This is a genomic window from Candidatus Abyssobacteria bacterium SURF_5 (assembly GCA_003598085.1).
Classification (GTDB): Bacteria; Abyssobacteria; SURF-5; order SURF-5; family SURF-5; genus SURF-5.
The window spans coordinates 59498-74694 of record QZKU01000068.1 but is presented as its reverse complement, the minus strand read 5'-3'; the positions used below and the strand labels follow the sequence as shown (position 1 = coordinate 74694).

Here is a 15197-nt window from a genome sequence, read left to right as displayed (position 1 = left end):
TATCGATCGGAGTATTCCATGAGCCGCTGGACGAGGCGACAAATGGCGGCCTTCATTGAAGATCTTGCCGGCAAAAATCTTTGTGAGATCAAGGAAATTCTGGCATCGTTGAGCCCGCCCTACCCGAGGAAGCTCCTCGATGCCCTGGAGAGCGATTCGCGAGCCGGCGCCGTCAAGCTGTGGAGGGAATTGAAGGCAAAACAGAACGCCGACGCGCAGGTCAGGCGGCGCGTGCAGCATATGTTGCAGCACGAGGCGCAGGCGAAAGCGGAAGGTTTTGCGGTAGTGGCCGGAGTCGACGAGGTGGGACGCGGGTGCCTTGCCGGACCCGTAGTAGCGGCCGCCGTTATCCTGACATCGTCTCTCGAGCGGTTGCCCGCCATAAATGACTCGAAGTTACTCACTGATGCGCAGCGGCGTGAGGCTCTTGCTTTAATAGCCGGAGCGGCTGACATGGGAGTGGGCGTGGTCAGTGTCGAGCAGATCGATCGCATCAATATCCATAATGCAAGCATTCTCGCCTTCCGGCTGGCAATCGAGGATCTTGATGCCGCCCCGGATCTAGTGCTTATCGATGGGCGCCACCGGAGCACGCTCGGTATCCCACAGCGGACGATAATCAAGGGCGACCGTCTTTCCATGTCGGTGGCGGCTGCTTCCATTGTCGCGAAAGTGACCAGAGACGAGATGATGCTTGAATTCGATAGGAAGCATCCGGTGTATGGTTTCGCGCACAATAAAGGATATGGGACCTCCGATCACCTGGCCGCCCTCAAGGAGCATGGAATATCCGCCATTCACCGCCGGAGCTTTGCGCCGGTAAAGGAATTTTTGAATCCCTTATTGCTATGAAGAAGATATATCTGCTCGCTCAAATATTCATGCTGGTCTTGATATCCGCCGGGTGTGCGACGGGAGCGCGTGCGGGAGGCGCGGGCGCATCGTCCGTGCAGTTTTCCGGGGGGGCGACGCCGGCTCCTATCTCCAAGGCCTATTCCCATTATCTGCACGGCCTGCTTCAACTGCAGGCGAAAGATTTTGACGGGGCGATCGAGTCTCTCAAGAAGGCGGCCGAGATCGATCCTGAAGCCGCGCGCATCCACGTGCACCTGTCGAGGGCATATCTGGCAAAAGGCATGAATGAGATGTCGGTCATAGAGGCGTTGCGCGCAATCAATCTTGACCCGGACGATTACAACGCCCACATGCTACTCGGCGCTCTTTATGCGCACCAGGCGCGGTACGACGAGGCAAACGAACATTTTCAGGAAGTCGTTCGCATTCGACCGAATGATATTACCGCCATCACTTCGATTGCGGAGGTCTTCGAAGCAAACCGCGACTTCTATAACTTGATCGAGATATACCGAAAAGTCATCGAAATCAGACCGGACCTCGAGTGGGCGTACAATAAATTGGCCCTTACCTATCTGAAACTCGGGCATCCCGATAAGGCGACCGCAGAACTTCAGAAGGGGCTGGAGATGTTCCCGCAGAACCCCAACCTCATCTACAATCTCGGAGTCGTCTATGAGATGCAGGGAGATGTCGATGAGGCCATAGCGCAATACGAAACGCTTATATCCCTCTCGCCGGACAACACCGAGGCGCGAAAGAAACTCGGCCTCTTGTATTCAGGCAGAGAAGACTGGGACAAAGCCATTCAACAGTATGAAGCCCTCGTAGAAATGCGGCCGTTCATGCTTAATTTCAAGAAAGCGCTCGGTCTCCTTTATATGCGGACGGGACAACTTGAAAAGGCGCGCCTGCAGTTTGAAGAGACGATTGAAAAGGATTCCAGTGACGCCACTTCGCACTACCTGCTGGGGACGGTTTATCAAGAGCAGGGAAAACTGGATGAAGCGCTGAACCATTATGCGCAGGTGACCGAACTGGATGAAGACGCGCTGCGCGCGTATCTGCGGCTCGGGACTCTTTACGGGGCAAAGGACATGCCCGATATGGTGATAAAGGCATTCACCAAAGCAATCGAGCTCGGGGCAAAAAACGAGCCGGTTTATCTGATGCTTGGCGCCGCATATCATCAACGGCAGGATTACGAGCAAGCGATCGCGGCGTTCAAGGAAGCGGTTTCGATACGGCCCGAGAGCGAGGTTGGACATTTCCGCCTTGCCATTGTGTATGAAGAAACGGATCGGTTTGATGAGTCGGTCGAAGAGTTGAGGAAAACAATTGAACTCAACCCGGAAAACGCCGAGGCGCTGAATTACCTCGGGTACATGTTTGCGGAAAAGGGAATCCACCTCGAGGAGGCCGAATCTTTAGTCAACCGCGCACTCGAGATCCAGCCCGATAATGGTTATTTCCTTGACAGCCTCGGCTGGATATACTATCAACGCAGCGATTATCAGAGGGCGCTGGAGATTCTTGAGAAGGCAGTGGAAAACGTTGAGGAAGACGACCCGATCGTCCGCGAACATCTCGGCGATATCTACCTGAAGTTGAACCAGCCGGAGAAGGCGAAGGAACAGTGGGAGCGCGCTCGAGAACTCGATCCCGAAAACGATTCACTGCTCAAAAAGATAGAGGAAATGCCTTCGCACCCGCCGTCTGTCCTCAATAGCCCCGCCCGCGAAGCCGAATGAAAAAATCACGAAGGATCAAACCGCACTGCTCCTCCAGAACGCCCTTCACCAACGTCACCTGGTGGTTGAGGCGAGCGTCTTGCAGGATGTTCATCAATGAGCCGGCCGCCCCGGTTTTCGGATCACTCGCGCCGAAGACCACTTGAGGAATCCTTGCAAGCACGATCGCGCCCGCGCACATGGGGCAGGGCTCCAGCGTTATATACATCACCGTTTTTTCGAGGCGCCAACTCTTCAAATGCTCGGCCGCCTGAGTGATCGCGATCATTTCCGCGTGGGCTGTCGGATCGCGCAACAACTCCCGCTGATTGTGCGCCTTGGCGATTATTTGGCCCTCATGGACGATGACCGCACCAACCGGCACTTCCTCGATATCGAGAGCCTTCTGCGCCTCTCTCAGCGCTACCTGCATGTAATCTTCGTGCTTCATCATCTGAAGTAATCAGGACTTGACTCTGCGAGCGACCGATGCGCCCAGTTCAAAGCACTTGCGCAGTTCATCCTGGTCCGGCATGTACTTGACGGTAACAGGATCTGCGGCGACATCGACTCCCATTTCCCGCAGTATCTTATCAACGGCCTTTGCGCCTCCGCCGCCCCAGCCATGCGAGCCGAATGCAGCGCCGATCTTTTTCCGCGGCTTGAGCCCCCGCAGATCTTCCAGGAAAGGCGACAGCGTGGGCAGCATTCCGGCATTGATTGTGGAAGAGCCGACCACCAGCCCCTTCATCAACAGGCAATCCCTTACGGCTTCGCTGCGGTCGGAGACGGCGATGCGAACAAGCTTTGCCGACACGTCTTCGGATACAATACCTTCCACAATGGCCTTCGCCATCTTCTCCGTGGCGCCCCACATCGTGTCGTACACAACCAGCACGGCCTTTTCGGATTCGCCGCTCGCCCAGCGAGTATAGGCCGTAATAATGGTCTCGGGATTGCGCCAGATGAGGCCGTGGCTGGGGGCGATAGTCTTGATGCTCAATTTCAGCTTGCCGATCTCTTCGATTTTTTTGAGAACAAGGGGCGAGAGCGGCATGAGGATGTTGGCATAATATTTTGCCGCCTCCTCCATCAGTACCGCCCGGTCGTAATCCTCGGCAAAGCGTTCCGTCGAGGCAAGATGTTGGCCGAACGCGTCGTTCGGGAGCAGAAGTTCCTCCTGAGGTATGTAAGTGAACATGCTGTCCGGCCAGTGCAGCATCGGCGCCTCAATGAAGCTGAGGGTTTTCTTCCCCAGGCTGATAGTGTCGCCGGTCTTGACGATCTGGTAATCCCAGTTGCCGAAATAATTTTTCTCGAGGCCATCCTTGCAGCGGGCATCGCAGACCAGCTTGGCGTTTTTTGCGACCGAAAGTATGGCCGCCAGCGCGCCGGAATGATCGGTCTCGACGTGGTTAGCGATGACGTAATCGATCTTCGAAGGGTCTACGTACGTGCCGATCCTGCTCATCATCTCATTGGTAAAAGGCGCATAGACAGTATCCACGAGAGCGATCTTGTCGTCCAGGATCAAGTATGCATTATACGTTGTTCCGCGCGGAGTGGTGTATGTGAATCCATGGAAAGTGCGGACATTCCAATCGACGGCTCCGACCCAGTAGACACCTTCCGCCACTTGTACCTGACGAGTATCAACCATATTTCCTCCCTTTCAAGGTGTAGAAGTCCGAAGTTACCGGTAGTTCGACGGAGAAGGCTTAGGCAGAAATCAGACAATCGTGAACAAAAGCCCGTATCCTGTGCAATCTCCCAGATAAATATACGCTCATTTACCTGAATTGGAAAGTGAAGGCAGGTTAAGAAGCATGAAAAAGCGGAATGGAACCGAAATGGGCTCCGTCAAGCTGCTTCAAACAGGAACAGCAAATTTTCGCCTTCTTTGAGAACAGGGGAGCAATGGAAAATAGACGCAATTGAACCGACAATCTATGGTTCTATTGCTGCGTTATTCAATTGCTCTGCCAATCCTTGGCACAGCCAAAAATGGCGGAGAGGGAGGGATTCGAACCCTCGGTAGAGTTACCCCTACACACGCTTTCCAAGCGTGCTCCTTCAGCCTCTCGGACACCTCTCCGGACGCTCCACAGTATGTTAGAATACCAGATGGCTGGGACCGTGTCAACATCGGCAAACGCCGGATGAGCGATTGCGATGGGCTGTTGTAAGACGAACTCGTGGGGTGAAAAAGGAGTCAGATGTCGCGAGACGGACATAAATCCCGCACGACGCAACGATCGTGAGCCGGCTTGCGGGCGTAGCACACGCGCCTGCCATGGAAGATCAGCACGTCGGAGAACATGGGCCAGTCTTTCTTCGGCAGGAGCGCGCACAGGTCGATTTCGATCTTGCCGGGCTCCGTGTGCTCGGTGAGACCCAGCCGCTGAGAGAGCCGCTTGACGTGCGTGTCCACCGCTATTCCGGCGATAACACCATACGCGTGCGAGAGGACAATGTTGCCGGTCTTCCTCGCCACGCCGGGCAACTCGAGTATCTCATCCATGGTGCGGGGAACTTCACCACGGAATTTCTCGATGAGCATCCGGCACGATCCTTTAATGCTTTTGGTTTTGCTTCTGAAAAAGCCGGTCGAGCGGATTTCACGCTCCAGTTCTTCGTCCGGCACCCTCACGTAATCCTGAGGAGAACGATATTTCTTGAAGAGGATTCTTGTCACCTGATTCACGCGCTCATCCGTGCATTGTGCGGAGAGAATGGTGGCTACCAGCAGTTCCAGCGGATTCGAGTACTCGAGTTCCGGGCGCGCGTCCGGATATTCTTTTCTCAGGAGCGAGAATATTTTTCGCGCCCGCTTCTTCTTTTCATTCAGCGATTCGATGGGGGACATTTCGGAGAGCGCCTTTCCATACACTATAACGGTCCAGCTATGGCGAGCGCGCCATTCGGTTACAGACCGGTTTCTTTGGCGACAGCCTCGCCGGTTTCCAGATTCAATTCAAATTCGGCCAATTCCGACTTATGAACAAGTTTCTCAATTTTCACGGCTGTGGGAAAACTTATGTGTCCGGACGCCGATTGATTGAAGGAGACTTTAGCGTCCAGATCGGGGTACCCGTCCAGAGGGTGGGGATTGATTCTCATGTTGTTGACTGAAAATGCATAGAAATCAGGCGGAGAAATTCTTATCGACGCGTTCTTGTAAGACATGACGGAAACGTGGAAAAGGCGGCTGCCCTGCACCATTCCCATGTCTTTTATAGTGAAAGAAGACTCCAATTCTTTGGAGCTTAATCCGGAACTACGGGCTCCTACCATTACCCTCCGTCTCTTGGCTTCAACCTTGTAGGTGCGTTTTACCTGTGGTTTTTCTTCTTTCACGGTCTCTTGTTTCTCCGGCTCTTCCTTTTGCGTTTTTGGTTGCCGGTTCCATTGCTCCTTGAGCGACTTATTTGTCTCCTCCGACTCGCGCTCAATCGACTCGATACGGCTCATCGGCATCTTCATCTCGCCATACGCAGTCAGGAAGACTACCCAATCTTCGGTCTCCTCCAGAACGACACACTGTTTTTTCGCGCCGTGCCTGAACTTGATCAGGTCGCCTGCAGCTTTCTGCGGCATCAACGCAAAGCATACGGATACTGACACCACGACGATAATTAATTTCGTTCTCATTGTTCCCCCCCAAGGAATAGATTTTCTCCCTTCACCTAAACCGCCACCCATACAGTCGCCGCGCCTGCAACGGCTTTCGCTAGCCCCTACGGGTTCGCGATCATGGTGTACCTGGAGTTTCCGTTCGCGTTTCTCCAACTTCGGTATTAACGGCCGCGTCGCATTTGACGGTATGAAGAATCCTATGAGTCCAAAGCGGGTTCTACCCTCTATTTCATGGAGAGAAACTGCAACAGCGGAACGGCGACAGCCGTTTCCCTCCGAAAAAGTTTATCTTTTCATGAGATATTTGTCAATGATTTGCGTTTTGGTTAACTGCTGGAGGAACGGATGGGCGGTTGATGGGGGCTCTCATCTTCGACACAAACGGAACCTCAGAAAATACTGCGAAGACGGCTCTTTCTTCTTGCGGAAGCAGGAGGGGATAAGTATAATGGATGTAATCAAATTGCGCATACTTAGCGGGACGGAGGTAAAGTGATTGGGGCAAGCGCATGCCTTGTCGGCTTGAAGACCCGATATGACGGAACTTCGGCGACCGATCGCCGCGTCCATGAGCTGTTTCTTCAGGGAAAAGTCATTCCGTTTTGTCCGGAGCAATTGGGCGGGCTCAGCACGCCGCGTTTGCGAGCGGAGATTGCGGCCGGAACGGGCGAGGATGTGATCGATGGCAAGTCAGCGGTTCTGTCGGAGGACGGGACGGATGTTACGCTTCAATATCTTCGTGGAGCCGGCGAGGTGGTACGAGTGGCGGGGGAGCTCGGAATAAAAGTATTTTACGTTAAGAGCAATAGCCCCTCGTGCGGATTCGGCCGCATTCATATTGGGGGAGAACTCACTGAAGGAAACGGTGTATGTGCGGCGGCGCTGGTTCGGGCCGGCATCGACGTCATATGTATCTGAGATACGCTTCGGCATGCGCACACTTCTTCTCATATCCCTGCTGAATGTTCTCATTTTCATCCAGCCATCTTATGCCGCAGACGAAATCATTCCGGGAGGACGCGAGTTTCTGGAAGGAGTGAAGCTGCAGGAGGCGGGAGAATATACTGCCTCGATCGAGCAATACCGCGCCGCTTCGGATATTTATTCAGTTGTCGCCGATTATGCTCTGTATCGAATGGCGCAATGTGCGGTGAAGCTGCAGGACAATACTTTGGCAGTTTCGGCTCTTGAAAACCTCATCGACAGGCATCCGGCGTCACCCGTCCGGAATTCCGCTCAGGTACAGCTTGGACTTGCTTATTTCGAAGCAGGCGAGTTTGCTCGAGCTCTCCCCGTCATAAAAGCCGCGCTTTCCAAGGTCAGTTCTTCGGGCGAGGCGACTGCGTTGAAGCTGGTGCTGGCAAAAATTTTCCTGGAGAAGGATGATCCGGACATGAGCGACAGCATCTGCTGGCAGTTGATCCATGGCCGACCGGCAACGGCGGAAGCGCTTGAGGCGGTCGGCATGGTGCGGCGCGTGGACACCCCGGAAAAACAAATAGCTGTGGCTAAAGTATATCTGCAGAACAAGAGGGGAAGCGAAGCGTTTGCTCTCCTGGACGCTCTGGTGAATAATCCTGATGCGCCGCACCTGAAGCCCGATGCACTCCTTTACCTGGCGCAGGCGGTATCGCTGAACGGACAAAAGCGGCAGGCCGCAGAGATATATCAGCGGATAATCGATGAACACCCGGCCCACCGTTTTGTGCCGACCGCATTATACAGCCGGGCGGAGATTTTTCGAGTCAATGGATCGTTGGATGATGCGCTCTCCGAATACGAGCGGGTAGTTATGGGCTTTCCTTCGCACTCTCTCTCATCACAGGCGCTGCGACAGCGCGCACGGATTTTTGAGAAACTGGCTGATCCTCGCGAATATGCGGAGTACGAGAGGATTCTTCGAGATTATCCTCGTTCGGCGGCGGCCTTTTTTGCAGCGGAGCACTGGGGGGTGGATCTTTACCTCGCGAAAGATTTTGAGAAAGCACAGGCTGTTTTCGACCGGTTGCTGCGGCTTAACCAGAGCGCCGATGCCAATGCCGCCGCCCTTTTCTGGCGGGCAAAGTGTTTGCTGGGCGCCGGAGATTCTGACGGCGCGAGATCGGCCTTTGCTACGGTCATTGCCAGGTACGGCGATTCGTATCAAGCTTTTCGCGCGCGCGCGATTCTGCGATTGCTTGAAGCGGGCGCCTTGGTCTACGAGCAGCCCTATTCTGCCGACTGGAACTCCCTGTTTGCAGTTGACGAGACGCAAATACGCTTTGTCGATGCGGCTGGCGAAACCATTATCGATGCCGTCAAACCCTTGATTGAAGGGCTGGATGAGAAGGCAATGCAGCGTCTTCAATTTCTAGTGGTCAATGAGCTTCCGGAGGCGAAGCTGGAGCTTGAGTTTGCTTCCAGCGCCGAACAGGACTCCGAAACTCAGTACGCCCTGGCGCTTGTCCTGTATCAGTTACAGGCTTACAACGATTCGCTCCGCATTGCATCCACGCTCAGTACGGTTTTTACCGATTCCCCTCGAACCGATCGTATCAGGCACTTCTTGTACCCGGTTGCGTATCCCCATATCCTGGGTGCAAGCGCTTCGCGATACCGAATCGACCCCCTGTTTGCGCTTGCGGTCATGCGAGAGGAAAGCCATTTTCGAGAGACCACGGTCTCATCCTCGGACGCCTGCGGTCTGATGCAGATTTTGCCGCGGACAGGCAAATGGCTGGCGCAGGATCATTTAGGATTGCCCTCTTTCGAGCGATCGGACCTGTTTCTGCCGTCCGTCAATATCGAGCTTGGCAGTTACTACCTGCGCTACCTGCTCAACAAATTCGGGGACAACCTGATGCTGACGGCTGCTGCGTATAACTGGGGGGAGACCAACCTCAGGAACTGGATGGAGGGCGCGCCGAAACAGGATTTCGATGCCTTCGTTGAGAGCATCCCCGCCGATGAGACGCGCAGGTACATAAAGAAGGTCTTCAGAACCTACGCGATTTACCGGGGTCTTTATTCGAGCGAGCCCCTCGGATTGGGCGCGTCCTAATGTTACAATAAATCATTTCCTCCACTCGAAGTAAACCGGCTTGAGCGCCATTCCGCCCAAATGATATAATGCCGGTACTGCGCCTTCCGTTCGGCTCGAATTCTGTCCGGGCGTCCGTGCATGGGCAACCGGTGTTGCTGACCGTTCAAATCAGATTGAAGGGAAATTAGTATGAGAATCGGCACCATGATCGAACCGAAGAAAATTGCCCGCGCCTTTTTGGGCGGCCCCGAATATTCGCTGGCTCGCGAGGCGCGCGCACTGATTGAGGCCGGAGCGAATCATATTGAGATCAGCGGCGAAGCCGTTGCAGCGCTGCCCGCCGTCTTGGGGGACAAGTTCCGAAACGAAGCTTCCACCGGATTGCGCGAGCTGCATGAGAGGGACGGAATAACCTTTTCGGTTCATCTGCCGTTCATGGGCGGCGTCAATTTCACCACCAGCATCGAGGCGATCCGCGAGGCATCATTTCAGGTGGTCAAAGAGATCGCCGAACAATGCGCTCCGCTCGAACCGCTGACGTATGTCCTGCACATTGCCGGCCTGCTGGAAGACCTCATGGGCGTCGGCTTGAAGGATGACGCGGTAGTAGAAACATATCTTTCATGCGCCGCCGACAGCCTTTCGAAAATCGTGAAGATCATTCCACCGAAAAAGCTGTGTCTGGAAAATCTGGAATACATATCGTTCGAGAAAATCAATCCACTGGTCGAACAGTTCGACACGAAGATCTGCATGGATGTGGGGCACATCAAACTCCGAAACGAGTCGATCGACAAGTTCGCGACGACGTACGGAAAACGCCTCGGACAGGTTCACCTTCACGGAGTCACAAAGAAGCTGTTTGACAAACGGGTGACGGTCATGGACGACCACCAGGGATTGGGTTCCGGAATCATCGACGTGGACGCGGTAATCGGATTGCTTCGAGCAATCTCGTTTACAGGCCCGGTGGTTCTTGAAGTACACTCGGTCGACCCCATCGAATCTGTCCGCATTTTGAAGAAAGCAATGCAGCGATAGCGGGGGAGGAGAAAGGAAGGAAGAGACATGATACGGAAATTGGACCACATTGGCATAGCCGTTTCGAATCTCGAGGACGCTCTGAAGCTGTACCGCGACATGCTGGGACTTAATGTAGAGCATGTTGAAGACTTTGAAGGAATGAAGATCGCATTCATTCCGATTGGAGACACCGAATTTGAGCTTTTGCAGCCGACCGACCCGCAAGGCGCTTTGGCGAAATTTCTCGAGAAGCGCGGGGAGGGCATACAGCATATCGCCGTACAGGTGGACGATGTCGAGAAATCGCTTGAGGAATTGAAGGCGAAAGGCCTGCAAGTTATCGATCAAAAACCGAGACCAGGCGCCGGTGGCGCGCGCATCGCCTTTTTCCATCCGAAAAGCACCAAGGGGGTGCTTCTCGAAATATGCCAGCGTGATTGAGGCTTCTCGAAAGAACGTAATGTTGTCAAAGCACCCGTTCGAACGTGTGAAGTTCTTCAGCGCGGAAATAGGTCCTCGGGGGCCGACGACCGAGGCGGAGGCTCGCGCTGCAGCCTACGCCGCCTCGGAACTGGAGCAATGCGGTGCACGTGAAGTTGCGATTGAAACCTTTCGCAGTGTGCCGTCGCTCTGGCGCGCGCTGGAGATAGCTTGCATCCTCGTTCTTGTGGCAACGCTTGTTTACCTGCCGGCACATGGAAGATTTTGGCCTTGGTGTGTCCTCATCTGCCTGATTGCCCTGGCCGTCATCATCGGTGAATTCAGTTTCTGGAAATATTCGCTCAGCAACCTTCTCTGCAAGCGAATTTCGCAAAACGTGTACGCGAAAGTGTCTCCCAAAAGGGACGCGCGCAATCAGCTTGTGGTGATCGGTCATCTCGATACCAATCGGACCCCAAAGCTTTTTCACCCGAGAATAGTCAGACACCTTCCGGGAATCCTTGTCTTTGTGTTTGTATGCGTCGTGTTAAAGATTTTGGTTTTCATATTCGGTTCTGTTGGAGGAGCTTTCGCAGCCGGAGCGAGTGCTGCGTTTTTGCTGGATCTGCCTGTTCTCATTCTCCTGGTTGTCATGATTCACGGAGATTTTTTCTCGCCGTTTACAGAAGGGGCGAATGATAACGCTACGGGAGCAGCGCTTGCTTTGAGCCTGGGCGAGTTTTTTGCGCGCGACCCGCTCGAGCTGACAGAGGTGTGGATCGTTTGCACCGGCTGCGAGGAAGCGACGCTCACCGGAATCAGGGCGTTCCTTAACAGACATGGCGAGCGGTTGAGGAACGCCTATTTCGTTGATTTGGAATGCCTCGGCATCGGAGAATTGCGGTACGTAACGTGCGAGGGAATGCTGAAGAAATATTACAGCGATCCCGGCATTCTTCGGGCTGCCGCCGCAGCCGCCGAGGTCGTAGGCGGCGGTATCGAGGCTATCCGATTGACGCGAGGGTATACCGAAACGGCTATCGTGGCGGGAAGGGGGTATAAAGGAATCACTGTTATGGCGTTCCCTCATGGGAGCGATGAAGTGCCTCACTGGCATCAAATAACCGATCGTATTGAGAACATAGGACCGCAGAATCTCTCCAAAGCCATGGATTTTTTGGTGGCGCTTGCGCGAGAACTCGATGCCGGGCATGAACCTCCTGATTCTGAAGAAAGAAAATATCTCTCCACGAAAGCCGCTGAATCCTTATAAGAGGAATATGGCTGTCGCCTAAGATGCATGAAAGAACCGGATCAACTTCCTTCTGTTTCTGCGCTTCCTGAGGGCACGCCTCCTCTCCGGGAAGGAATTCCGCATGAGGAGGATTCTCGCGCGAACACCCGCCGTCTCGGCAGAATCGACTGGTGCATAATCCTGGTGTTTGTCGCGGTGCTCCTGTTTTACTTTCGATCACTGCTGTGGACCGACAGCCTTATATACGGCGAATTGGACATCCGTCGAAGTGTGTACCTCTTCAGGAAGGTATCCTATGATCTCCTGCACAGGGGACACCTTCCGCTGTGGATGCCGTACATATACTGCGGAATGCCCCTGCTCGGTTCCTTTTTGGCTACGCCTTTCTATCCGCCGGATCTATTATTCGCGGCGGCCAACCTGCCGTTGCCGACGGCGTTCAACTGGGATTTGCTGATCCACCTGATTCTCGCGCAGGTGTTCTCATTTCTCTTTTTCAGGCGCCTGGTCGGCAGCCGGTTGGGCGCGACGTTCGGTTCGCTCTGGTTCTGGAACATCTTTTTCCTCAATTCGGTGCTGATCGGAGATGCTCTGAACATACGGGCAATGCTTCTGACGCCGGTCGTCTTTTATTTTGTTGAGGCCGCTTTCGCGTCCGGATTGAGGCCGGCTTACCTCCTGTTTCTTCCGATCGTCTTTTCGCTCCAGTCGCTTTCCGGGGGCGTACAATTTGCCTTCTATACGATGGCGGCCGCAGCGGCGTACGCCGGTTTCCTGCTTCTCTATCCGCAATCGATCAAGCAGCGCCTGCTGTTGTCCCTCGGATTCGCATCTGCCGTCGCAATCGGGCTTGCTCTTGCCGGCATCCAACTGGCGCCCCAATGGGAATACAGCCGTCTCAGCCTGCGTTCTTCCGATTTCGACTGGTTCCGTGTTTGGGGGGCGCAACCTGAACAGTTGCTTAATTATCTTATACCTTCGGGAGAGGGCTTGTGCTATTTTGGGATCATTCCAATTATTCTTGCTTCTTTTTCAACCGTTTTCTGGAAAGATAGCCGCAAGTATTTTTTCGTAGCGCTGGGAGTGCTCTCAATCACGTATTCTCTGGGAGGGAACACCCGGATTTCGATCCTTCTGGCCGATCTGCCGTTAGTTCGCGAATTCCGCGGGCCGTTCCGGGCCGCGATTCTCTTTAACCTCTCTGTCTTCGCATTGGCGGGCGGCGCATTCGCCGTTTCCATCAAATCGGCCGGCAAAAAAGCCATTCTGCTTTTCGGAGTGGTAACCATTGTTTTGGTTGTCGGACTCGCCGCGGCAGCAAGAGCCTCTGACTTGCGGTGGGCGGACGTCGATTACAAAATATGGTTTTCACTCGCGAGCGCCGCGGCATCGATCTTCCTCGCCTATTTCCTGTTTTTTTCCCGGCGCCTGAGCCGTTACTCCGCCTGGTTTCTTATTGTGCTGCTTGCGCTCGATCTCGGGCTGCATTACGGAGGGAGCTTTTCTGCTGCTCGGGTGGACGATTTGTTTGTCAAAGATGAGGCGGCCCGTCTCCTGGAAGAAAAGGCACGCGATGCCAGGATCATGGTTTACAACACGGCACATACGAATTATTTTGCTTTGTTTGGACTGGAATCGGCTGGCGGGCATCATCCATTTCCCCTGCTGCAACATGTGGAATTTCTTCCGCTGCTGGAGAAGCCGGAAATTGCTTCGCTGTGTGGCGTTAAGTACAGTGTTATTTATCAGCGGGATCAGCATGGGCGTCCGTTCAATCCGCCGTTGAGCGACCGCACAGGCGTATCGATCAACCTGATGCCGCTCAAGCCCCTGGCTCGTGCATTTCTCGTTCGCCGTTTTAGAACCATACCGCCGGATGCAGTGCTCTCGGCATTACAAGATGATTTTGAGCCTGCTTCCGAGGTGATACTCGAAGAAGACCCGGGTCTTGCCGCCCTTGCGGGCGAGATCGGCGTGGATGAGGGGGCGAGGATTCTTGAGAGTACGGAAAGCCGGGTTCTTATTGAGACGGAAGCACAGGCTGATGCTTTGCTGGTTGTAACGAACAGTTACTATCCCGGCTGGCAGGCGATGATCGACGGGCGGAAAGCAAGAATACTTCGGGCGAATTATATTTTTCAGGCAGTTGCCGTCCCCGGAGGCAGGCATACCGTCGAGATCAACTTCGAGCCGAAGAGTCTGGTTGCCGGCGCCGTTGTTTCCTGTGTTGGAGGCGCATGCTGGTTAGGTTTGGCGCTTATGCTTCTGCGAAGCGGCCCTGGGCTTACTCAAAAACCTGATCCGATTCCTCAAGGACGGAAGGAGGGATACTGAGCCTGATGTGGTTGGCGACGCGTTGATTGATCGCCAATTCGATATCTCGCGGAGTCGCCACAGGAATTGATGATGGGTTCGCTCCCTTTAATACGCGGATTGCTATTTCGCCTGCCTGTCGTCCATTTGCCTTATAATCGGGGGTAAGCGCAACGAGAGCGCCGGCGCGGGCGAAGCCTCTGTGCGGGCCCATGAAAGGAAGAGCCTTTCGCAGCGCCTGCTCGATGATATAACGGGTGGATTGAGGAGAGAATACTTTTCCGTCCGCCACCGACCATAACGCCTGAATATTCTGGCGTTCAAGGTTTTTCAATGCGTCAGGGACATCAGTTTCCGAAGATACCTGTTCGGTAATCAATTCCAGTCCCATCGAAGTAGCCACCCGCTTGGCCTCCTCCACAACGAGTTGGGTTTCTTCGGGGCTGTACATGACGCCAACCCGCTTGAGATTCGGCACGATACGTGAGAGAAGTAGAAATTGATTTCCGATCGGAATGTCTATTGCGGCTCCCGTCACATTTGCTCCCGGACGATCCATGTTTTTGATGAAGCTGCTAGCCGCCGGATACAGCACCATCGAGAAGACGACCGGGATATCACGCACATTCTTGGAGACCAGCGCGGTCGCTCTCGAACCGACGGTGAAGATCAACTGAGCCCGGAAACTGCGGATTTCATGCAACATCGCCTGTGCGTCTTCTCCGCCGCCTTTCAGATTATAGGTTAGCGTTTTGCAGGTTAGATCCCGCTGGTTCAATATTTCCAGGAATCCTTCCAGCGCGGTATTATATTCGGGCAGGTCCCAGCTTCTGACAATCGCTATCCTGCATTCCTTATCTTCTGCAACCGCCGCATCAAATGGAACTGAAACGGCCGCGACTGCGAGAGCGATGAGAGCAAGTATTTTTTCGATTAAATTCAT

General features: G+C 54.1%; 14 protein-coding genes and 1 tRNA gene. 9 read left to right on the top strand and 6 right to left on the bottom strand.

Features of this window, described 5'->3' with window-relative positions; translation table 11 throughout:
* The first annotated feature begins 18 nt into the window (after positions 1-18).
* Together C4520_10060 and C4520_10055 are read left to right on the top strand one after the other, a co-directional pair.
* Positions 19-852, top strand: a complete 834-nt coding sequence (locus tag C4520_10060) for a ribonuclease HII (protein ID RJP21348.1) — start codon at positions 19-21, stop codon at positions 850-852.
* Positions 849-2606 carry a tetratricopeptide repeat protein gene (locus C4520_10055; protein RJP21347.1) on the top strand — a complete coding sequence of 586 codons (1758 nt, stop codon included), beginning with the start codon at positions 849-851 and terminating at the stop codon, positions 2604-2606. The genes C4520_10060 and C4520_10055 overlap by 4 nt, the downstream gene beginning before the upstream one ends.
* Here C4520_10055 and C4520_10050 read toward each other — a convergent pair.
* The 5 genes from C4520_10050 to C4520_10030 form a co-directional block, all read right to left on the bottom strand.
* Positions 2578-3039, bottom strand: a complete 462-nt coding sequence (locus tag C4520_10050; protein RJP21346.1) for a nucleoside deaminase — start codon at positions 3037-3039, stop codon at positions 2578-2580. The two genes, C4520_10055 and C4520_10050, sit on opposite strands and share 29 nt — an antisense overlap.
* Positions 3040-3048: 9 nt before the next feature.
* Positions 3049-4245: an MBL fold metallo-hydrolase gene (locus tag C4520_10045; protein ID RJP21345.1), complete on the bottom strand. Its 1197-nt coding sequence runs from the start codon at positions 4243-4245 to the stop codon at positions 3049-3051.
* 345 nt (positions 4246-4590) lie between these two features.
* A tRNA-Ser gene (locus tag C4520_10040) sits at positions 4591-4680 on the bottom strand.
* A 117-nt stretch (positions 4681-4797) separates the two neighbouring features.
* Complete coding sequence (gene nth, locus C4520_10035; GenBank protein ID RJP21344.1) at positions 4798-5451, bottom strand: endonuclease III; 654 nt, start codon at positions 5449-5451, stop codon at positions 4798-4800.
* Between the two features lie 59 nt (positions 5452-5510).
* A complete protein-coding gene (locus tag C4520_10030; protein ID RJP21343.1) occupies positions 5511-6236 on the bottom strand; it encodes a hypothetical protein in 726 nt (241 codons plus the stop codon).
* Positions 6237-6531: 295 nt separating this feature from the next.
* Here C4520_10030 and C4520_10025 point away from each other — a divergent pair, with 295 nt between their 5' ends.
* From C4520_10025 to C4520_09995, 7 genes are all read left to right on the top strand, one after another.
* On the top strand, positions 6532-6717 hold the full coding sequence (locus C4520_10025; protein ID RJP21342.1) for a hypothetical protein: 186 nt from the start codon (positions 6532-6534) through the stop codon (positions 6715-6717).
* On the top strand, positions 6714-7139 hold the full coding sequence (locus C4520_10020; GenBank protein ID RJP21341.1) for a DUF523 domain-containing protein: 426 nt from the start codon (positions 6714-6716) through the stop codon (positions 7137-7139). The genes C4520_10025 and C4520_10020 overlap by 4 nt, the downstream gene beginning before the upstream one ends.
* Positions 7093-9261 (top strand): outer membrane protein assembly factor BamD, encoded by a 2169-nt coding sequence (gene bamD / locus C4520_10015; protein ID RJP21340.1) that lies wholly within the window; start codon positions 7093-7095, stop codon positions 9259-9261. Before C4520_10020 ends, bamD begins: the two co-directional genes overlap by 47 nt.
* A gap of 171 nt (positions 9262-9432) precedes the next feature.
* Entirely contained in the window at positions 9433-10284 is an 852-nt protein-coding gene (locus C4520_10010; protein RJP21339.1) for a sugar phosphate isomerase/epimerase, read from the top strand.
* A 27-nt stretch (positions 10285-10311) separates the two neighbouring features.
* Positions 10312-10707: a methylmalonyl-CoA epimerase gene (gene mce, locus C4520_10005; GenBank protein RJP21338.1), complete on the top strand. Its 396-nt coding sequence runs from the start codon at positions 10312-10314 to the stop codon at positions 10705-10707.
* Between the two features lie 19 nt (positions 10708-10726).
* Entirely contained in the window at positions 10727-11959 is a 1233-nt protein-coding gene (locus C4520_10000) for a M28 family peptidase (GenBank protein ID RJP21337.1), read from the top strand.
* Between the two features lie 27 nt (positions 11960-11986).
* Positions 11987-14275: a hypothetical protein gene (locus C4520_09995; protein RJP21336.1), complete on the top strand. Its 2289-nt coding sequence runs from the start codon at positions 11987-11989 to the stop codon at positions 14273-14275.
* Here C4520_09995 and C4520_09990 read toward each other — a convergent pair.
* On the bottom strand, positions 14226-15197 hold the full coding sequence (locus tag C4520_09990) for a hypothetical protein (GenBank protein RJP21335.1): 972 nt from the start codon (positions 15195-15197) through the stop codon (positions 14226-14228). The genes C4520_09995 and C4520_09990 overlap by 50 nt on opposite strands.

Bases quoted from the DNA above. Each gene is read 5' to 3' on its own strand.
- C4520_10060 (RJP21348.1), top strand. From the start codon at position 19: ATGAGCCGCTGGACGAGGCGACAAATGGCGGCCTTCATTGAAGATCTT.
- C4520_10055 (RJP21347.1), top strand. From the start codon at position 849: ATGAAGAAGATATATCTGCTCGCTCAAATATTCATGCTGGTCTTGATA.
- C4520_10050 (RJP21346.1), bottom strand. From the start codon at position 3,039: ATGATGAAGCACGAAGATTACATGCAGGTAGCGCTGAGAGAGGCGCAG.
- C4520_10045 (RJP21345.1), bottom strand. From the start codon at position 4,245: ATGGTTGATACTCGTCAGGTACAAGTGGCGGAAGGTGTCTACTGGGTC.
- nth (RJP21344.1), bottom strand. From the start codon at position 5,451: ATGTCCCCCATCGAATCGCTGAATGAAAAGAAGAAGCGGGCGCGAAAA.
- C4520_10030 (RJP21343.1), bottom strand. From the start codon at position 6,236: ATGAGAACGAAATTAATTATCGTCGTGGTGTCAGTATCCGTATGCTTT.
- C4520_10025 (RJP21342.1), top strand. From the start codon at position 6,532: ATGATTTGCGTTTTGGTTAACTGCTGGAGGAACGGATGGGCGGTTGAT.
- C4520_10010 (RJP21339.1), top strand. From the start codon at position 9,433: ATGAGAATCGGCACCATGATCGAACCGAAGAAAATTGCCCGCGCCTTT.
- mce (RJP21338.1), top strand. From the start codon at position 10,312: ATGATACGGAAATTGGACCACATTGGCATAGCCGTTTCGAATCTCGAG.
- C4520_10000 (RJP21337.1), top strand. From the start codon at position 10,727: ATGTTGTCAAAGCACCCGTTCGAACGTGTGAAGTTCTTCAGCGCGGAA.
- C4520_09995 (RJP21336.1), top strand. From the start codon at position 11,987: ATGAAAGAACCGGATCAACTTCCTTCTGTTTCTGCGCTTCCTGAGGGC.
- C4520_09990 (RJP21335.1), bottom strand. From the start codon at position 15,197: ATGAATTTAATCGAAAAAATACTTGCTCTCATCGCTCTCGCAGTCGCG.